The organism is uncultured Marinobacter sp., assembly GCF_947259545.1.
Taxonomy (GTDB): Bacteria; Pseudomonadota; Gammaproteobacteria; order Pseudomonadales; family Oleiphilaceae; genus Marinobacter.
On record NZ_CAMYMK010000008.1, the window covers coordinates 228565 to 248502 of the forward strand.

General features: G+C 56.3%; 16 protein-coding genes. 11 read left to right on the top strand and 5 right to left on the bottom strand.

Annotated elements, in window-relative coordinates; all coding sequences use genetic code 11:
* Nucleotides 1-5: 5 nt before the first annotated feature.
* Nucleotides 6-1985 (bottom strand): HDOD domain-containing protein, encoded by a 1980-nt coding sequence (locus tag Q0Y21_RS12730; RefSeq protein WP_297796031.1) that lies wholly within the window; start codon nucleotides 1983-1985, stop codon nucleotides 6-8.
* A gap of 207 nt (nucleotides 1986-2192) precedes the next feature.
* Here Q0Y21_RS12730 and Q0Y21_RS12735 point away from each other — a divergent pair, with 207 nt between their 5' ends.
* From Q0Y21_RS12735 to Q0Y21_RS12755, 5 genes are all read left to right on the top strand, one after another.
* Complete coding sequence (locus Q0Y21_RS12735) at nucleotides 2193-3506, top strand: AAA family ATPase (RefSeq protein ID WP_297796034.1); 1314 nt, start codon at nucleotides 2193-2195, stop codon at nucleotides 3504-3506.
* Between the two features lie 259 nt (nucleotides 3507-3765).
* Complete coding sequence (locus tag Q0Y21_RS12740) at nucleotides 3766-5301, top strand: fatty acyl-CoA reductase (RefSeq protein WP_297796037.1); 1536 nt, start codon at nucleotides 3766-3768, stop codon at nucleotides 5299-5301.
* Between the two features lie 323 nt (nucleotides 5302-5624).
* Nucleotides 5625-7571, top strand: coding sequence for an acetate--CoA ligase (acs, locus tag Q0Y21_RS12745; protein ID WP_297796040.1), 1947 nt, complete (start codon nucleotides 5625-5627; stop codon nucleotides 7569-7571).
* A gap of 45 nt (nucleotides 7572-7616) precedes the next feature.
* A complete protein-coding gene (locus tag Q0Y21_RS12750; RefSeq protein ID WP_297796042.1) occupies nucleotides 7617-8282 on the top strand; it encodes a response regulator transcription factor in 666 nt (221 codons plus the stop codon).
* 374 nt (nucleotides 8283-8656) lie between these two features.
* On the top strand, nucleotides 8657-9745 hold the full coding sequence (locus tag Q0Y21_RS12755; protein WP_297796045.1) for an acyl-CoA desaturase: 1089 nt from the start codon (nucleotides 8657-8659) through the stop codon (nucleotides 9743-9745).
* 64 nt (nucleotides 9746-9809) lie between these two features.
* On the opposite strand, the gene Q0Y21_RS12760 is transcribed toward Q0Y21_RS12755, so the two are convergent.
* Nucleotides 9810-10793 carry a D-2-hydroxyacid dehydrogenase gene (locus Q0Y21_RS12760; protein ID WP_297796048.1) on the bottom strand — a complete coding sequence of 328 codons (984 nt, stop codon included), beginning with the start codon at nucleotides 10791-10793 and terminating at the stop codon, nucleotides 9810-9812.
* A 260-nt stretch (nucleotides 10794-11053) separates the two neighbouring features.
* Here Q0Y21_RS12760 and Q0Y21_RS12765 point away from each other — a divergent pair, with 260 nt between their 5' ends.
* From Q0Y21_RS12765 to Q0Y21_RS12775, 3 genes are all read left to right on the top strand, one after another.
* On the top strand, nucleotides 11054-12280 hold the full coding sequence (locus tag Q0Y21_RS12765) for a pyridoxal phosphate-dependent aminotransferase (RefSeq protein ID WP_297796050.1): 1227 nt from the start codon (nucleotides 11054-11056) through the stop codon (nucleotides 12278-12280).
* A 7-nt stretch (nucleotides 12281-12287) separates the two neighbouring features.
* Nucleotides 12288-12479: a CPXCG motif-containing cysteine-rich protein gene (locus tag Q0Y21_RS12770; protein ID WP_297796053.1), complete on the top strand. Its 192-nt coding sequence runs from the start codon at nucleotides 12288-12290 to the stop codon at nucleotides 12477-12479.
* A gap of 87 nt (nucleotides 12480-12566) precedes the next feature.
* On the top strand, nucleotides 12567-13136 hold the full coding sequence (locus Q0Y21_RS12775; protein ID WP_297796055.1) for a DUF1439 domain-containing protein: 570 nt from the start codon (nucleotides 12567-12569) through the stop codon (nucleotides 13134-13136).
* Nucleotides 13137-13203: 67 nt separating this feature from the next.
* On the opposite strand, the gene Q0Y21_RS12780 is transcribed toward Q0Y21_RS12775, so the two are convergent.
* The gene (locus tag Q0Y21_RS12780) at nucleotides 13204-14463 is read right to left on the bottom strand and encodes an aminotransferase class III-fold pyridoxal phosphate-dependent enzyme (protein WP_297796058.1); all 1260 of its coding nucleotides are present in this window, start codon (nucleotides 14461-14463) and stop codon (nucleotides 13204-13206) included.
* A 77-nt stretch (nucleotides 14464-14540) separates the two neighbouring features.
* Nucleotides 14541-15698: an isocitrate/isopropylmalate dehydrogenase family protein gene (locus tag Q0Y21_RS12785; RefSeq protein WP_297796060.1), complete on the bottom strand. Its 1158-nt coding sequence runs from the start codon at nucleotides 15696-15698 to the stop codon at nucleotides 14541-14543.
* Between the two features lie 348 nt (nucleotides 15699-16046).
* Here Q0Y21_RS12785 and Q0Y21_RS12790 point away from each other — a divergent pair, with 348 nt between their 5' ends.
* Nucleotides 16047-16403 (top strand): hypothetical protein, encoded by a 357-nt coding sequence (locus Q0Y21_RS12790; RefSeq protein WP_297796063.1) that lies wholly within the window; start codon nucleotides 16047-16049, stop codon nucleotides 16401-16403.
* A 9-nt stretch (nucleotides 16404-16412) separates the two neighbouring features.
* Here the strand turns inward: Q0Y21_RS12790 and Q0Y21_RS12795 are convergent, their stop codons facing one another.
* The gene (locus tag Q0Y21_RS12795) at nucleotides 16413-17306 is read right to left on the bottom strand and encodes a LysR family transcriptional regulator (protein ID WP_297796066.1); all 894 of its coding nucleotides are present in this window, start codon (nucleotides 17304-17306) and stop codon (nucleotides 16413-16415) included.
* Between the two features lie 119 nt (nucleotides 17307-17425).
* Here Q0Y21_RS12795 and Q0Y21_RS12800 point away from each other — a divergent pair, with 119 nt between their 5' ends.
* Nucleotides 17426-18637, top strand: coding sequence for an acyl-CoA dehydrogenase family protein (locus tag Q0Y21_RS12800; RefSeq protein WP_297796069.1), 1212 nt, complete (start codon nucleotides 17426-17428; stop codon nucleotides 18635-18637).
* 443 nt (nucleotides 18638-19080) lie between these two features.
* A complete protein-coding gene (locus Q0Y21_RS12805; protein ID WP_297796072.1) occupies nucleotides 19081-19899 on the top strand; it encodes an SDR family oxidoreductase in 819 nt (272 codons plus the stop codon).
* Nucleotides 19900-19938: the final 39 nt, after the last annotated feature.

Here is a 19938-nt window from a genome sequence, read left to right on the forward strand (position 1 = left end):
TGTGCTCAATCGTTATCGTTCTTCTTGTTGCTTGCCGCGGGTAATAACATCCTGAAGACGGTGCCTTCATTCCCTGTATGGCAAGCGATGCTGCCCTCCATGTCGTCGATGAGCTGTTTGACAATGCTCAGGCCCAGTCCGCTGTGGCCTTTCCCCTTGCTGGTTGTTACCGGTGAAAACAACTTGTTCCTGACGCTTTCAGGAATGCCGCCACCGTTGTCGGCAATTTCCAGTTCAATCCAGGTCCGGCCGCTCTGCCAGACAGGGGCCGAAGTTTTGATGGTAACTTGACCACCTTCGGCCAGACTCTCCGCGGCATTGCGGATCAGATTGATGAGGATCTGTCGGATCGCCGATGGAGAGGCAGCCACCCCGGTGTCGTCGTCGCATAATGCGATGGTGAGCTGTTTGCTGTCCTCGCCGAAGAGTCCATCTTCCAGAAGCTCCTTCAGGACGCGGATCTCTTGATTCAACGTCGCATTGGCGGTGCGGTCGGCATCCCCGTCTGTCTCCGGGCGACTGATCCGCAACAGCAGATCCCCGGCCCGATCCAGTTCTTCCCGGATAACGTCGAGCTCGCTTTGAATGTCGGGGTCGTCGAGTCGTTGGCGAAGCTGGTGGATATATTGTCGAATAATGGTCAGTGGGTTGCTGATTTCATGCAGCTGACGGCGCAATGAATGTTGCGCCAGTTCCTGATCCAGCTGGTCTCCGGTGCGGGCTTGTTCTTTATCCGCGAGGGCCAGGGATTTTGTCAGTTCTGTGGTGAACAGAGTGGCCATCGTCTCGGCCGCAGCGGCGTTTGTTTTGTCCGTGCCCAGTACAAACACCCCGGGACATCCGTCTTCCGTCACGACGGGGGTGGCAAGCAGTGACGGCGAGCGCAGTAACGACAGTAGTTGACGGTCGAGAACCGTCGGATGTCGGTCTGCCAGATGAACGGATATCTGTCGCGCAAAGGCTTCAGTCAGAACGCTGGTGGCAGGGGTGCTGGCGATACTGAGGCTGGGGATGTCACCAGTGGTTCCGGACAGTAGAGTCAGACCGTCAGTCGTGCGACCAAAGCACAGCGCCTGCAGGCCGGTGAGCAGGGTCAGGCTGTTGACGGTGTCTGTTAACACGTTTTCCTCGGTGCCTTCCAGGGAGGACATTCTCAGGACGTTACTGGCCATGGTCTGTTCGAGAACGACGCGCTTTAATTGACGCTGTGCGGCGGCAGGGTTGTATTCGTCGTTCAGCGGAATCCCGAGGGAGTCCGCGACACCAGTGACTTCCCGATCGATACGGCGGTTGATTTCCAGGGTCAGGTCCTCGCTCAAACCGAACACCGTGACAGCCGCGGCGATACCTGCCGTATCCGACTGCGCCAGTCTGGTAGCAAGGCTGATCAGCTTGACCAGGTGCCCGGCATCCCGGATCTCTGATGGCAGGGCCTGCTGGTATCGCATCGCGTCTTCGGCCATGGTCCCCAGTCCCCAGGACCGGACCAGCTCTGCTGCGATATCGCACTGGTGGTTAAGGTAATACTGTCGGGCTTCACCGGGAGGCGTTTTCAGAGCAAGAAGCTCTCCTACATTGTGGAGCATACCCAGCATGAATGCCTGATCAGGTTCCGGGTAACGGGTGAGGGTGGCCAATGCCCGGGCGGTCAGCGCGGTGGTTAGTGAAAGCCGCCAGAAATCCCGCAACTGCTGCCATTGATCCGCGCCCAGCTCGAGTAGCATCTGGCGAAGGGCCGCGGTCAGTAACAGGGTTTGAAAGCGGTGAGTGCCCAAGCGCAAGAGGGCCTGGTCTATTGAGTGTAGTTGGGTGGCAGGGCCGTAAAGTGCGGAATTGGCAACTGCAAGCACGCGGCTGGCCAGCGCGGTGTCGGTGGAAACAATATCACTGATCTTGCGGTAACTGTCGTCCTGGTGACAGGCTTCCAGCGCTCTCAGCGTGACCTCCGGAAGGCTTGGTAACTGTATGTCTGGGGCTGTTTGCATAGGCTACCTGTGAGCGCCAGGAGTCGCTGTATTCTAGCGACATGTTCATTATTCTTGTTCATCAGGAGCTTAGACAATAATGTGGATTTATTAAACTGCTATTGGTGGTTTTTTAAACATCGTATTCACCAATTTGTGATATGTGTAGAATTTGGACAGGTTATAAGCGCTGTTTTTTACAGAATCCAGGGAAACCTTTAACACGCGATGACAGCTACCCGAGGTGTTAAGCACAAAGTGAACCAACCCCGAACGGTCGCAATTACCGGCGGTAAAGGTGGTGTGGGGAAAACCTCCGTGGCATTGAACCTCGGGCTGACCCTCGCGAGGGCAGGTCATCGTGTTCTGCTGCTGGACGGCGACACGGATCTGGCGAATATCAGCATCATGCTGGGGCAGTATCCCCGTAAAACCCTGGCCAATGTGGTTTCCGGTGAATGTTCCCTGGACGATGTCATTATGGCCGTGGACCATGAACTGCACATCGTCCCGGGCGCTTCCGGTGTGCAGGAGTGCCTTGACATGGATGCCGGGGCGAGCGTGGATATTCTCAAAGCCCTGCACCGGCTGGAAAGCCGGTACGACTTTGTCATTACCGACACCGCTGCGGGTCTGCAGGCCGTCGGTCTGCATATGATCGCCGCATCCGAATTGGCCTGTGTTGTGGTGACTCCGGACCCGGCGTCGCTGACGGATGCCTTTTCGCTGATCAAGGTGCTCCAGCGGCGTGGCTATAAGAGAGTGCCCAGTGTGCTTGTCAATATGGCCCAGGGTGCCAGTCAGGCCCGTTCCGTTTTTCAGCGCCTGGATTCCGCGGCACAACGTCATCTGGGACTTGCGCTCCATTACCTGGGAGCGGTATGCCGGGATGAGACCCTGCGCCAGTCTGTGTTGAACCAGCGGCCTGTTGCGCTGATGCCCGAATCGGACCCCTCCTGCCGGCAGTTTCACACTCTTGCGGATATGCTTCACCTGCGACTTGGTCAGGTGAGTCCGCGTAAGGCGGGCATTGCCGCATACTGGTACGAGGCTTCCCGCAGGACGCCGCTGCAGAAAAAGAAGCAATCTGAAATAGACAGTGCACACCCTGCCAGTGCGAAGGCAGGAAGCCTGGAACTGGTAGAGGCGTTGGGTGAGCTGCTGGCTCGGGAAAAGCATGATGCGTTGCTACGATATGAAGCATTCAACGGTTTATTTGCACTGCTGGGGCGCACCGTGGATGAGACTACCATCGAGATTATTCAGATCGGGCTTGCGTCTATAGAGTGGGAGAGACTGTCCGAATCTCAGCGCCAGCATTTTTCTGATCATCTCCGTCATCTGGCAGATCGGGTAATTTCCTCCCCCGCTAACAGGGGCGCGGCGATTGACGGCCCCCCTGAGCCACCGTCTCCGTTTTATGACCGGGGAAGTTTTGGTGAGCAGGATCAGTTGGTTAGGGCGCTGAAGGAGCAACCCTCAGACATCTCGCTGGACCAGCTGTTACGCTCCTTGTCAGCGGCTGACAAGGACCGCTCCTGACCCTTTTCTCCTTTCCATTGCGGATAACCCGAATCCTGAATTTATTGTCATATCATTGTTGCTTTTTGTAGCGTAACTTTGCTGTATGTCACCGCAGTTTCATCGCAGTCGTGTAATTATCAATCTCGTTTTTTATGGATAGTGGCCCGCTAAATGCAGTGGCTATTCAAGTGCTTCCTATTTTGTTGTAACCGGAAGGTGTGGACGGCCACGAAAATCGAGTTCATGGCCACAGATTATTTGAGAAGGAGTTCCCGGCATGGTTCAACAGCTTCAAACATCAGAGTTATCTTCAACCGTTCTTGAGCAGTTGCGAGGCAAGCACGTCCTTGTGACGGGCACGACTGGCTTTTTGGGCAAGGTGGTTCTGGAAAAACTCATTCGTGCAGTTCCCGATATCGGTGGTATTCATTTATTGATCCGGGGCAACAAACGGCACCCGAACGCTCGTGATCGGTTCTTTCATGAAATCGCAACCTCCTCGGTGTTTGAGAGGCTGCGTCAGGAAGACAACGACGCCTTCGAGACATTCATTGAAGAGCGGGTTCACTGTATTACCGGCGAAGTGACGAAGCCCCGCTTCGGGTTGACGCCTGAGCGCTTTGCCGCACTTGCAAACGAAGCGGATGCATTCGTCAACTCCGCAGCCAGTGTGAATTTCCGTGAAGAACTGGATAAGGCGCTCACCATCAACACCCTGTGCCTGAACAACGTGGTTGAACTGGCGCGGCGAAACAGGAAGATGGCGGTGATTCAGGTGTCCACCTGCTACGTGAATGGCAAGAATTCCGGTCAGGTGACGGAGTCGGTGATTAAACCTGCCGGCGAAAGCATTCCCCGCAGCACCGCCGGTTACTATGAGATAGAGGAGCTGGTCAGGCTTCTTGAGGACAAGATCGCCGACGTCCGTTCCCGATACTCCGGTAAAGTTCTGGAAAAGAAACTGGTTGATCTGGGTATTCAGGAAGCCAACCGCTACGGCTGGAGTGATACCTACACCTTTACCAAATGGCTGGGTGAGCAATTGTTGATGAAGGCGCTGGATCGGCGTGCATTGACCATTGTCAGACCGTCCATCATCGAAAGTGCTCTGGAAGAACCTGCTCCGGGCTGGATTGAAGGTATCAAAGTGGCCGATGCCATAATCCTTGCCTATGCCCGCGAGAAAGTCACGCTCTTCCCGGGCAAGCGCAGCGGTATCGTCGACGTGATTCCGGTGGACATGGTCGCCAACGCCATCATTCTGTCTCTTGCAGAGGCACTGGCTGAGGTGCCGCAGCGCAGGATTTACCAGTGTTGCAGCGGCAGCAGTAATCCCATTTCCCTGGGCGAGTTCATTGATCACCTGATGGCCGAGTCCAAGGCCAACTATGCGGCCTATGAGCAGTTGTTTTACCGTCAGCCGAGCAAGCCCTTCATCGCGGTGAATCGCAAACTGTTCGATGCAGTGGTAGGTGGCATGCGGGTGCCGTTGAGCATTACCGCGCGGGTTATGCGCATGCTGGGTCAGAACCGTGAGCTTAAAATGCTGCGAAACCTGGACACCAGCCGGTCCCTGGCAACGATTTTTGGTTTCTACACCGCACCAGACTATATCTTCCGCAATGACTCCTTGCAGGCTCTTGCGTCCAGGATGGGGGAGCGGGACCAGTCGCTATTCCCGGTGGATGCCGGCCGGATTGACTGGTCACACTACTTGCGCAAGATCCATCTTTCGGGGCTGAATCAGTACGCCTTGAAGGAGCGTAAGCTGTACAGTCTTCGCAGTGCGAAAGCGCGCAAGAAAGCTGCTTGATGTTCTGCCAGGCACCCGGTCGACAACCGGGTGTCTTTCTCTTTTTGCCTCCCTGCCTCCTCATTTCGATACCTTGCGGTTCATTGTGACAGGACTATCCTTATTATCTGGGCTCTCATATAACGTGATTACCCGTAGTAAATATATGGGTTTAGCGGCTATCTCGTAGAAAAGTTCAGTCACATTAGGACGTTAGTCTAATTCATTGTGTAGTGGCACACATGTTGAACTACAGCTATCCGTCTTCAGGGCCAGGGCGCCCGATACTCTCTGCATTACAAAACCGATAATGACAACAGACTCTAAACTAAAGGGGGAGCACAATGACTGAGAAGCACGTTTATCCGGTGAGTCCGGAGGTGGCCAAACGCGCGCTGCTGAACCGTGATCAGTACGAGGAAATGTATCGCCAGTCCATTCAGGACCCGGATGCGTTCTGGAGTGAGCACGGCAAGCGCATCGACTGGATCAAGCCGTTTTCACGGGTCAAGAACACCACCTACGACTACGATAACCTGTCCATCAAGTGGTTTGAAGATGGCGAATTGAACGCCTCCGCCAACTGTCTGGACCGCCATCTGGAGAAGCGTGGCGATCAGACGGCGATTATTTTCGAAGGTGACGACCCTGCCGATTCCCGTAACGTTACCTATCGCGAACTTTATGAAGAAACCTGCAAGTTCGCCAACGTCCTGAAAGAGCAGGGTGTGAAGAAAGGCGATGTGGTCACTATCTACATGCCGATGATTGTTGAGACGGGCGTTGCCATGCTGGCCTGTGCTCGGATTGGTGCTATCCACTCTGTTGTCTTTGGTGGTTTTTCGCCCGAGGCCCTTGGCGCCCGTATTGCCAACGGTAAATCACGCTTTGTGGTTACCGCCGACGAAGGTGTGCGCGGCGGCCGCAAGATTCCGCTGAAAAAGAACGTCGATGCGGCACTGAACAATGAAGCCAACGCTAATGTCGACAAGGTGATTGTGGTCAAGCGCACCGGCGGCGATGTGCCCTGGAAAGATGGCCGTGACCAGAGCTATGAAGAGCTTATGAAAAGCGCTTCAACAGACTGCCCTGCGGAGCCCATGAACGCGGAAGATCCTTTGTTCATGCTGTACACCTCTGGCTCCACTGGCGCCCCGAAGGGGGTCCTGCACACCACCGGTGGTTACATGGTTTATACCTCCATGACCCACGAATATGTGTTTGATTATCACGATGGCGACGTCTACTGGTGTACTGCTGACTTCGGCTGGGTGACCGGCCACAGCTATATCCTGTACGGCCCGCTCGCCAACGGTGCCACTACGGTCCTGTTTGAAGGCGTGCCCAATTACCCGGACACCTCACGGATGGGCCAGGTGGTGGATAAGCACAAAGTGAACATCCTCTACACGGCGCCCACCGCCATCCGTGCCCTGATGGCCGAGGGCGAGTCCTGCATGAACGGCACCACCCGTGACAGCCTGCGTCTGCTGGGTTCCGTGGGTGAACCGATCAACCCGGAAGCCTGGGAGTGGTACTATCGCGTGATCGGCAACAGCAAGTGCCCGATTGTGGATACCTGGTGGCAGACTGAAACCGGTGGCATCCTGATTTCGCCGTTACCGGGTGCCGTTGATCTGAAGCCCGGTTCCGCCACCGTGCCGTTCTTTGGTGTTAAGCCGGCGCTGGTGGATAACGATGGCAATGTTCTTGAAGGCAAGACCGAGGGCAACCTGGTTATCCTGGACAGCTGGCCGGGCCAGATGCGCACTATCTACGGTGATCACGAGCGCTTCAAGCAGACCTACTTCAGCACCTACAAGGGCATGTATTTCACCGGTGACGGCGCCCGTCGTGACGAGGATGGCTATTATTGGATCACCGGTCGCGTGGACGACGTTCTGAACGTATCCGGTCACCGTTTGGGTACTGCTGAGGTCGAGAGCGCGCTGGTGGCCCACGATAAAGTCGCCGAGGCGGCTGTGGTAGGCTACCCTCACGAGATCAAAGGGCAGGGCATTTATGTCTACGTGACCCTTGTTCACGGTGAGGAGCCGTCGGACGAGCTGAAGAAGGAGTTGGTTCAGTGGGTACGCAAGGAAATCGGTCCCATTGCGTCTCCGGATGTGATTCAGTGGGCGCCTGGACTGCCCAAGACCCGCTCTGGCAAGATTATGCGCCGTATTTTGCGTAAGATTGCATCGAACGAGCACGATCAGTTGGGTGATACCTCCACACTGGCGGACCCGGGCGTGGTGGATGACCTGATCAGCGGTCGTGAGAACAAGTAAGGCCTGTTTGAGATCAGGTCGTGTAACCTGCGAGGAATCTGTTGAATGACACAAACCATTATCGTCGCCGATGATCACCCGCTGTTCCGTGCAGCATTGAAGCAGGCGGTCAGCCAGGCGGTTCCTGATGCGGAAACAGTCGAGGTCGACAGCATCAAGGCGCTGCAGGCGGCGGTGGAGTCGCATCCGGATGCGGATCTGGTGTTACTGGATCTCAATATGCCGGGTGCCCATGGCTTCTCGGGGCTCGTGTTTATGCGCGGGCAGTATCCGGGGTTGCCGGTGGTGGTTGTGTCGGGCTCGGAGGAGATGCAGGTGATGCGCCGTTCGATCGACTACGGGGCGTCAGGGTTCATTCCGAAGTCGGCGCCTCTACCTACCATTACCGAGGCGATTCAGGCGGTCCTGGAAGGGGACGTCTGGTTGCCGCAGGGTGTGGCGGACAAGATCGAGCAGATGCATTCGGATATGACGGATTTTTCCGAGAAACTGGCGTCGCTGACGCCGCAACAGTTCCGTGTGCTGGGTATGTTGGCCGAGGGGCTTTTGAACAAGCAGATTGCGTATGATCTGGATGTGTCGGAGGCGACCATTAAGGCGCATATTACGGCGGTGTTCCGGAAACTGGGGGTTCGGAATCGGACTCAGGCGGTGATTGCGATTCAGCAGATGGAGATTGATCCTTCGGATCAGTCGTTGTCTGGTAGCTGACGTTCAGCTTTTTTCGGTTTGTTATGAAGCGGGAGCCTTTGGGCTCCCGTTTTTTTTGCTCTCTGGCTTGGGAGAGAGTGCCGGGCGAGCAAGCCTTCCTTGGGACCGCTACGAGCACATCCATGTGCGCTTCGCTTTGGCCATCCATGGCCAAAGATATCCCAAGGAAGGCTTGCCCGCCCGGCACCTTCGGCTATGGTTACAGCTTTTCTTATTTTTCGGTACATGTGTGCGCAAACGTTCTACTAATCACAAAATATTCATCTTAATGCCATTGTCATTGGGGCTTTCTTTCTGTAAATTCGGCTCACACATGTACGCTCAAATGCAAAGAGGCGTGCTGAACGATTGTGTTTTCAGAATGAAGGTGACGAATGAACGCTGCTGTTAAGCCCGATTCAATGGGAAATGCCGTGTTTGGAAAACCCGATGAGCGCGAGCTTCGGGACAGGATGAAGAAGGAGCTGCCGGCGGATACGTTTCAGGCGCAGACCTGGCGGGTGATCTGGTTTCTGCCGTTGCAGCTGATTATCTGGGGTGGGATTGCGACGATTCTGCTGGCGGGGCTGCCTTGGTATGCAAATCTGGGGCTTGGGCTGGTGGTGGGGCACACCATTGGCTGTCAGGCGCTGCTGGCCCATGAGGTGTTGCACGGGGCGCTGGGTATGAGCAAGCGTTGGCAGAATTTCTTTGGCTGGTTGGGGTTCGGGCCGATGATTGTGCCGCCGGAGTTCTGGCGTAAGTGGCATAACGTGGTGCATCACGGCAATACCAATACCGGTGATTCGGATCCGGACAGTTTCGGTACCATGCGCCGCTACAAAGCCGATCCCAAGCAGAAGAAGTTCACCAAGCTGGCGCCGGGGTCAGGCACCTGGTACAGCTATCTCTTCCTGACCTATTCATTCACGTTCCATGCGCAATTGGTGCTGTGGTTCCAGGCCAAACGGCGCAAGCAGTTCCAGGGTTTGGATCGTCGCAAGGCGATTCGTCAGACCTTTTACTGCATGGCGGCGTGGGCTGTACTCGCGGTGATATCCGGTCCGCTGGCGCTGTTTACGGTGTTGGTACCGTTCATGGTGGCCAACGCCCTGGGGCAAGGGTATATCCTCACCAATCACTTCCTGCGTCCGCAGACGGCCACCAATAATCCGCTGGATAACTCCATGAGCCTGCGCAGCCATCCGGTTCTGGATCGGTTGCACTTCCGGTTCAGTCACCATGTGGAGCACCATTTCTTTCCGAAAATGGGGCATAACATGGCGCCGCGTGTGCGGAAGTGGCTGGAGGAGAATCACGGCGAGCGGTATATGGCGATGCCCCATAGCACGGCGCTGAAGCTGCTTTACACCACTCCGAGGGTTTATAAGTCGTCGACGGAATTAGTGGACCCGAATAACCCGGAGCGGGTGTTTGATTTGTTGCCGTTGCAAAGTCAATTTGCGGCTAGTAATAGTCGGTAGTTCGTTAGGTTTGGTCGGATTACCCCTGTGGCTAATCCGACCTTTCCGCCCGCTCCGGACCCGACTACTTGCTCCCGGCGTACCCAAGCTCCTTGTCCACCAGATTGAACAGCTCCTCACCACCATGCCAGCGATCAAAGTTCTCCAGGAACTGGTCGGTAAGGGCGCGTTTCCAGCCGATGAAGTCTCCGGCCATATGGGCTGTCATGATGACGTTTTCCATGTCCCACAGTGGATGATCTTCCGGTAGCGGTTCTTCCTCGAACACATCCAGGCCTGCGCCAGCGATTTCGCCATCGCGCAGTGCCTCGACCAGGTCATCGGTCTTCACAATGGGGCCGCGGCCGATGTTGATCAGCCGGGCGTGAGGGCGCATGGTTTTGAACGCCTTGCTGTCGAACAGGCCTTCGGTCTGGGGCGTCAGGGGGGCGGCGATTACCACGTAATCCACCAGCGCCAGTTGTTGAAACAGGTCGTCGTTGCTGTGAACGGCGACAAAGTCGGGGTCGTCATGGCGGGCCCTGCGGGCGATGCCGTGGGGTTTCATGCCAATGGCGCTGACCAGGCGAGCGATCTGGCGACCGATGGAACCGGCGCCCACTACAAGCACCTGATTGCCCTGTGCACGCTCTGTGTCCCGATGCTGCCACTTGTGGTCCATCTGCAGGCGAATGGATCGGGGGAAGTCCTTGGCGAACATCAGAATGGTGCAGAGCACATATTCCGCTATGGTTCGGTCAAAAATGCCCCGGGCGTTGGTGACCGTGACAGCGCCGTTGATCAGCGCAGGAAACATCAGCGCATCGACGCCGGCGCTGGTGGCGTGTATCCACTGAAGTTTATCCGCCGCAGGCCATGCGGCTTCGAGGGCTTCAGTGCGAAAGTCCGTGACCATCATTACATCGGTGCCGGGCAGGGTATCCCTCAGAGTAGGCTCGTCACAGGCAAACCGTACGGTGGCCCTGGCCCGTAGAGCATCCATTCCGGGCGGTTCCTGCTCGTCCGGGGCAGTCAGAACGGTTACAACCGGTTTGCTGTGTTTTGTCATCTGTCCTCCACTCACCTGAACACTCTTTTGGGGGGAGCTGGAACGCTTGGTAAGGCGTTACGATCCAACCTTGTACAGTCTGGTTCGCGGGTGGCGGACGGTCAACCTGAGATGCTGAAATGGGGGCGTTCAGGGGCCGGGCAGTGACTGGTGCTCCGGACCCTGAATCTTTCTGTTGTTATGCCTTGTCGGCCCCATCTTTACTGACTAACCTGCATGAGTAGCTTCTTTTTTTTGCCTTGTTTGCAGGAGGTGTTTTTATGGCCGAAGCCGCCAACAACGAAACTGGCCAGACCAAGCCCCGGAAAGTGAAGTATCGCAAGAGCAAGGCCAGTTGGAACCCCGCCATGCAGGCAGTTCCGGTCCCCGGCATTCGTCGCATGGTGAATATGGCGGCCACCATGAAGGATGTGATTCATCTGTCCATTGGTCAGCCTGACTTGCCAACACCCAAGCATATTATCGATGCCTACATCGACGCCCTGAATGCCGGGCAAACCGGTTACACCATGGACGCAGGTTTGCCTGAACTACTGGTGGCTCTGCGCGATTATTACGGCAAGCGCTATAACCGGCGGCTGACCCGGGATAATATCCTGATCACCAGTGGTGCCACGGAGGCGATGTACCTGGCTATCTCCGCCACATCGGCACCCGGGCGACAGTTTATCGTGACCGATCCGTCGTTCCTGCTCTATGCCCCACTGATCCGCATGAATGGCGGCGAGGTCAAGTTTGTCCCCACGCGTGCCGAGAATAACCATCAGTTGGATCCGGACGAAGTGATCCGAGCCATGGGCGCCCGAACCTTTGCCCTGATCCTCAACAACCCGAACAATCCCACTGGAGCGGTCTATCCCCGCAGTACGGTGGAGACCATTCTGGAAGAATGTGCTTACCGCGGGATTCAGGTTTACTCGGATGAGGTCTACGATCACCTGATTTTTGACGATGACGACTTTGCCAGCGTACTGAACTGTTCGATGGACCTGGATAACATCATGTGTATCAGCAGTTTTTCCAAAACCTACAGCATGGCAGGGCTACGGATCGGATGGGTCATTTCGAGCCAGGCAGCCATCAAGTCCCTGCGTCGCTATCATATGTTCACCACCTCGGTGGCCAACACGCCATCCCAGTTTGCCGGGGTCGCGGCACTGACCGGTGACCAGCAGTGCGTCAAGGATATGGTGGACATTTACCGGGAGCGCCGTGACAAGGTGACGGAGTTGATCGATCAGACGCCCCATATGACCGGTTACAAACCAGGCGGTGCATTCTTTGCGTTCCCGGATCTGCCGCCCCATGTGGATGGCTCTGACCTGGCGTTGCGAATGTTGAAGGAAACCGGTGTATGCGTGGTTCCTGGCGATGCCTTTGGCGAGCACTGTACCAATGCCGTCAGAATCAGCTTCTCCACCACTTGCGAGAAGCTGGAAGAAGCCTTCGACCGGATTATACCGTGGATGGCCAAGCAACAGTTCTGAGGTGGATATGTCAGCCCTGGACTCGGTTCTCATTCAGTGCCCGTACTGCTGGGAGACGCTGGATATCAGCGTCGACCCCTCAGTGCCGGAGCAGGAGTATGTTGAGGACTGCCAGGTCTGCTGCCAACCGATACTGCTGAAGGTCATCGTGGGCGATGACCTGACGCCTCATGTGGAGGTTCACGCAGAGAATGAGTGATCCTTTCTAACGAAGTCTTAACCTACTCTGTGCTCGGGATGGCTTAGGCTAGGTCGTCGTAATCTTGATCATTCCGGAGAAAAATCCATGCTTTTGAAGCGATCGTCCGTATTGCCGGCCGTCCTCATTCTGGCAGTCAGCCTCATCAGCGGTTGTGCCACGCTGTCACCGTACTCGATCTCGGAAGGCACTCTGGAACGCCATCTTCAGGATGTCGTCACCACTTTTGACCGGGAACAATTGAAAAGTGGTTCGCCGTTAAGCTTGAGCCTGAGTGATGCCGACATCACCCTGGGGCCCGACGGCCGGGACGTGGCCGTAATAGATCTCAAAGGCCAGGTGGCACTCAACGCCCTGATGGCCAAACTCCCGGTGAATCTGGCGTTAAAAGTGGAAGGAGCGCCGGTTTATGATGCCGAGGAACGGGCGGTTTATATCCGTCGCCTGCAGCTGCTCGAGAGCAGTATTGATTCACCGTTGTTCAAAGGCGAACTCAAGCCGGTGACCGACAACGTCATGCGGGTAGTGGCGCAAATGCTGGAAACCATGCCAGTCTACAGATTGGATGACACAGACCTTGCCCAGCGTATGTTCGGACTGGTGCCCATGGACGTCCGGGTGGCTCCCGGTCGGCTTGAGTTTGTGATGGCAGAGTAATCGGGGAAGTGTCTGCAAGGGGCCGGATTCAGCGGCCCCTTTGACGTTATCCGCGTTGTCGGACTGATCAGGCGGTTGCCTTCAGGGCTTCCTCAAAGACGCTCACCGCCTCATCAATCTGTTGTTCATTGACGATCAGCGGCGGCAGCCAGCGTACGATCTCCTGGTAGGGGCCGCAGCGCAGCATCAACAAGCCGCGCTTCTCGCATTCCTTGAGAATCCTGCCGGCACGGTCACCGTCCGGAGCGTTGTCCCGGCGCATTTCCACGCCCACCATCAGGCCCATACCGCGAACGTCCGCCATGTCCGGATAGTCGTTCTTCAGGTTATGGAGGCTGTCCCAAAGACGCTTGCCCATCTTGTTGGCGTTCTCGACCAGGCCTTCTTCCCGGATAACGTCGATGGTTGCAATGGCTGCGGCGGCAGCCACTGCGTTGCCGCCATAGGTGCCACCCTGGGAACCTGGCCAGCCCTTGGACATGGTGTCTTCCGATGCCGCCAGGGCTGAAATCGGGAAGCCGCTGGCCAGGCCCTTGGCGATCATGATGGCGTCCGGCGTCACACCAAAGTGCTGGTGGGCCCAGAACTGACCGCTGCGACCAAAGCCGGCCTGAACTTCATCGAACACCAGCATGATGCCATGCTTGTCACAGCGCTCCCGCAGGCCTTTCAGGAACTTGGCATTGGCGGGTACATAGCCGCCTTCACCCTGCACCGGTTCGATCAGCATGGCGGCGGTTTCCCTGGGTGCGGAATAGGTGACAAAGATCCGGTCCAGTTCCCGCAGGCAGAAATCGGTGGTGTCCTCAAGATTCCAGCCGTAGTGGTGGGCGTGGGGGAACGGGGCCACGACAACACCGCCCATCATCGGGCTAACGCCGGCACGGAGCCCGACGCTGGAGGTGGTCAGCGAAAGCGAGCCCATGGTGCGCCCGTGAAAGCCACCATGGAAGACAATGATGTTCGGGCGTCCTGTGGCCTGACGCACCAGACGGATTGCGCCCTCCGCTACTTCGGTGCCGGCGTTGGAGAAAAAAAACGCATTCAGCGGATCCGGGGTGAGTTCTCCCAGTTTCTCCGCCAATTCCGGTAAGCGTGGATTCATCACCGTGGTGGCCTGGGCATGGATCATGGTGGCGACCTGTTTTTGCGCCGCCTCTACAATTTTCGGGTGGCAATGACCGGTGCTGGTGACGCCGATGCCGGAGGTGAAATCAAGATAGCGCCTGCCATCCGGGTCAATGATATAAGCGCCTTCGCCCTTGGCTGCGGTGATGCCAGTCGCCTGTTTCAGCAGTGGTGATAACTTGCCTTTATGGTCGGTCACGGTGCACCTCCCGAAGTGAATTTAGTCCCTCTTGCAGACTAGCCCTAAAAAGACGCTTTTCAAATGCATGAGAAAGATTAGTTGTCTTTAAGGCGACGGCAGATCGCGGCGCCGACTTCATGGGTGCTGCGCTGCATTCCGGAGTTCTCAGCAAGATCTGCCGCTACGGCGTCAAACAGCGTCTTGCCGGCAGCAGCCACCGCCGGATCCTTACGCCCCAGCCACTCCAGCATGCGTGCGGTAGTGAACAGCATGGCCGTGGGATCTGCCAGTCCCTGGCCGGCAATATCGGGGGCACTGCCGTGAGTTGGCTCAAACATGGATGGCATCGAAGCGTCGGTGGGGTTCAGGTTGCACGAAGGGGCAACCCCCATGCCTCCGGACAACACAGCGGCAAGATCCGTCAGGATGTCACCCTGCAGGTTGCTGGCAACCACGACATCAAATGCCCACGGACACTGCACGAACTTCATGCAGGCGGCATCCACCAGTTCATGATGGGTGGCGACATCCGGGTACTCTTTGCTGATCTCCTCAAAGGCCTCAGAGTACATATCACCCCAGTAGCGCAGGGCATTGCGCTTGGTGATAATGCAAACCTGGCTTTCGCAGGTGCGGCCATCCAGAGTTTTGAACTGACGTGTGCGCCCCTGTTTCATCCGCTCGCCGGCGCGCAGGCGGGCCTGCTCAAATCCGTAGCGAATAATCCGGTCGGTGGCGTAACGGGTGAACACCTCCATCTGTGTGGCGACTTCGTCAGGGGTACCTTTGCGCAGGCGACCACCCTGACTGACGTATTCGCCTTCGCTGTTTTCCCGGATGACCAGCATGTCGATGTCTTTGGCACGTTCATCGGCCAGGTACTGACGCGCTCCCGGCAATAGCCGTGCGGGCCGCTCACAAACCCATTGATCAAACCCCTTGCGCATATCCAGCAGTGGCGCCAGTGAAATGCTGTCAGGCAACAGGTAGCGTTGTGGATCATCTACTGGCCCCGGATCGCCAAGCGCGCCCAGCAGGATGGCATCAAATGCTTTGAGTTGTTCCAGGGCGTTTTCCGGCATGGATGCGCCATGTTCCTCATGCCAGGCATGGGATGGCCAGGGAAAGCGGGTCCATTCCAGGTCCAGGTTATGCGTGGAGCGCAGTGTCTCCAGGCAACGCACGGCCTCAGCGACAACTTCAGGGCCAATACCATCGCCGGGGGTAATTGCGATTCGGGATTTCTGGGCCATTCCGCGAGCTCCTGTTGGCTTCTTGAATCGTATAGAACTGTAGCTGTCAGTGTAGTCTCGTGGTTTGGGGATGCCAGAGTTTTGAATAATTGGCGTTTTACCAGGGAGGGCTTCGAGGCTATAGTTGAAAAAGTTTATTGATTCTAAACTCAATTTGCTCGTTAGAGGGCAGTCAAGGAGAGGATGTGAACCGGCCTGCCGTTCTGTTTGATGAGTCTAAATGTGAACAATGTACGTGTGGCGAGAGATTGTTTTTTCCTTCTCATTTGCCTTCCAGCCCATCGTTGATGCGCAGAGCAAAGCCATTTTTGCTTAATTTTCCGGACTATTAGTCATTGAGGTTACATCTTGCTGTATCGCATTGTTACGATTGTTGGTGGACTGGTCTTTGTCATTGTCCTGTTCGCGCTGATCTGGTTTTTCTGTAAGCAGTTCTTGTTACGTCACGGTGTTCAGGATCAGGTGTCCGACCGGGCAACGGTTCTGGCTACCTGGACGTTTGCCGGCATCAGTGTCGGGCTGGTGTTCGCCGTGGTGGGTGCGTTTATTCTGGGTCCCTGGGCGTTCTACCGCACCTTACGGGGGCATGATGTGCCTGTTTCCGATGGTGCGGCTATCTGGTGGGGATTTGGCATTGTGGCACTGTCCATGGCTATCACCACCGCCGGGTTCCTCGGGTTCCTTGCCCTGGTCGGCGCCTACTGACCGGCGCTCTCAGGCAATATGTCGGAGTTGTTCGCGGAACCAGATCAATGCGGGTTCCCGTTCATAGGCCTTGTGCCAGTATAGATGCACATCCAGGCTGGGCAGGTCTGCTGGTGGCGTAAGAATGCTTATGTTTGCACGTTCAGCGATGATCCGCGCGTAGGTTTCCGGCATGGTCAGTAACAGGTCGGTCCCCTCGACGACCCGGCAGGCTGCGTAGTAATGCTGGCAACGCAGGCGTATATGCCGTTGCACGCCCAGGCGCGACAGTTCGAAATCCTCAATCCCCGGGCCCTCTGTACGTGAGGACACCAGCACATGCTGGGCGGCAATATACCTGTCCATAGTCAGCTCGCCTTCAGTCAGTGGATGCCCGGCTCTCGCCAGCACCACTAATCGATCCCGCCGTAACAGCTCGTGGGCGGTCTGATTGCTCACTGGCAACAGCACGTCCACCGCAAAATCCAGCTTCCCGGCTGCCAGTTGGGTCTCCATATCCCGCCGTGGAATCCGCTGGCTGACGATTTCCAGCTCCGGGTACTGATCGAGCCGCTGCATGAGCTGTGGCAGGAAGGTCGATTCCAGAATATCCCGCAGGGCCAGGGAATAAGTCTTGCGCTGGGTGGCAGGATCGAAGGCATGGAACTGGTTAACCGCACCCTGAATCTGGGTAAGTCCGGGTCGCATGGACTCCAAGAATCGCCGGGCCAGGGGCGTGGGAATCATCTGGTTACCCTGACGGGTAAACAGGGGATCATCAAAATGCTCCCGTAACCGGGACAGTGAATGACTGACGGCCGGTTGTGTCAGGTGCAGCGCCTTGGCCGCACGAGTGAGGCTACCTTCCCGATAGATGGTGTCAAAAACGTGCAGAAGATTAAGATCCAGCCGATTCAGGGCCATAATTTTACCGATCCATGAATAAGTATGACTAATAATAAATGATAAGAATAATTCAGTCGCGTAATAGTGTATTGGATCATAGACTGGTGGGATAGTGCACAACCAATGAGGGTACGACGATGGATTTCAGTATTTCCGAAAAGGGCCAGGATTACCTCAACCGCGTGAAGCAATTCATGAAGGATGAGATATTCCCGATTGAAGAGCAGTACCACCGGGAGCTGGCTTCTCTGGATAACCGCTGGGTGGTGCTGCCCATCATCAAGGAACTGAAGGAAAAGGCCAAAGCTCAGGGCCTGTGGAACATGTTCTTCCCGGACGAAGAACACGGTTGTGGCCTACTTAATTCCGATTACGCTCTGATTGCCGAAGAAACCGGCCGCAGTTTCATTGCTCCGGAAATCTTCAACTGCAATGCGCCGGACACCGGCAATATGGAAGTGCTGATCCATTACGGCTCCGAAGAGCAGAAAGCCGAGTGGCTGCCGCGACTGCAAAGCGGTGAGATCCGCTCTGCTTTCTGTATGACCGAGCCGGCGGTTGCCTCTTCCGACGCGACCAACATGGAAGCCACCGCCATTGTTGAAGGTGATGAAGTAGTCCTCAACGGCCGAAAATGGTGGAGTACCGGCATTGGTCACCCGGATTGCAAGGTAGCCATCTTTATGGGCCTGACCGACCCGGATGCCCAGAAGCACCGCCGCCACTCCATGGTTCTGGTGCCGCTGGATACCCCGGGCGTGAAGATTGAACGCATGCTGCCGGTATTTGGTGAATACGACGAGCCCTACGGCCACGGTGTTGTCTCTTTCGAGAATGTCCGTTTGCCGAAAAGTGCCTTTATTGCCGGCCCCGGCCGTGGTTTTGAAATCGCCCAGGGCCGTCTGGGACCGGGCCGTGTTCATCACTGTATGCGCGCTATCGGTGCCGCTGAGCGCACTCTGGAATTGCTGATCAAGCGTGCAACCAGCCGTGAAGCCTTTGGTCGCCCGATCGCGAAACTGGGCGGTAATCCGGACATTATCGCCAATGCCCGCATGTCGATTGAGCAGGCCCGCTTGTTGACTCTCAAATGTGCCTGGGCGCTGGATACCAAGGGTATCGGCGGTGCTCTTCAGGAAGTTTCCATGATCAAGGCGGTAATTCCGTCCATGCTGCAGACTATTGTGGATCAGGCGATTCAGATTCACGGTGGCGCTGGTGTCAGCGACGATGATTTCCCTCTGACGCAATTGTTCGCCTATGCTCGGGTATTGCGGCTGGCCGATGGGCCGGACGAGGTTCATCGGGCTATGGTGGCTCGCCTGGAGCTTCGCAAGTACAAGTCCTGAGCCTTGGGTTGGATCGCCCCCAGCCTTTGAGTTGGGCGTAGGGGGCCGGCGGGGCGGTGTTTCTGAAAACCGCTCCTTCGGCACATCCCTGTGGCGCTTCTGCTCCGCCATCCATGGCTCCGCAAATTTTCAGAAACACCGCCCCGCCGTCCCCTTCGGACTGCGGAGTGGGATTCGGGGTTCAACGACGGCGAGAATTAGTCGGGTTCGACGGAGCTATTTATCGAATCGAAGTTTGCCAAAACCATAGGGCTTGACGAACAGCTTACTGAGATGTCGGGGAGCTGGTGCCTGGTCGGCCCTTCCAAAACGTTGCGGAGCCATGGATGGCGGAGCACAGCGTACAGGGACGTATCCACAGCGTGTTTTGGAAGGGCCGACCAGGCACCAGCTCATGCACCAAAGCAAAATATCCAAACTCAATAACAACGGTGAGAACACACATGACACAAAGAGTATTTATCACAGGTGGGGCCAGCGGCCTGGGCCGGGCAATTGCACTGCGTTATGCCAAAGAAGGGGCCAAGGTCTGTATCGGTGACATCAACCCGGAGCAGGGCGTTGACGTTGAGAAAGAGATCAACGCCGCCGGTGGCGAAGGCTATTTTGTTGAGTGTGATGTCCGCAGGCTGACCGATTTCGAGAAGGTCCGTGACGATCTGGTCAAGAAGTGGGGTGGTGTCGATGTGGTGGTGAACAATGCCGGTGTTGCCTCTGCGGGCTCCATCGAGGACACCACCATGGCCGACTGGGAGTGGATTCTGGACATCAACGTACTGGGCGTGGTCCGTGGCTGCAAGGCGTTTACACCGCAATTCAAACAGCAGGGCTTTGGAGCGTTTGTGAATGTGGCATCCATGGCCGGGCTCATGTTGGCGCCGTTGATGGACAGCTACAATGTTACCAAGGCCGGGGTTATTGCCCTGTCCGAGACGCTGAGCCAGGAGTTGAGGGATTCCGGGATTCATGTGAGTTGCGTGTGTCCGGCGTTTTTCCAGACCAATCTGACCAGCAGCATGCGATCGGATATTCCTGGTATCCAGCAGAATGTGAACAAACTGATGAAGCGCTCCAGTATCACAGCGGATGATGTCGCTGAGGATATTGTCCGTTCCGTCAAAGAGAAGAATTTCTGGGTGCTTCCCCACGCCAAGGAGCGTCGTATGTGGATGCTCAAGCGCCATGCACCGTGGGCCTTTGACTGGTTGATGCACCAGGAAAGCAAACGTTGGATGAACAAGATGGGTGGCAGTAAGGCGTAAGCGCCGCTGTTGGTACCTGTACTGATGAACCGCTTGTAT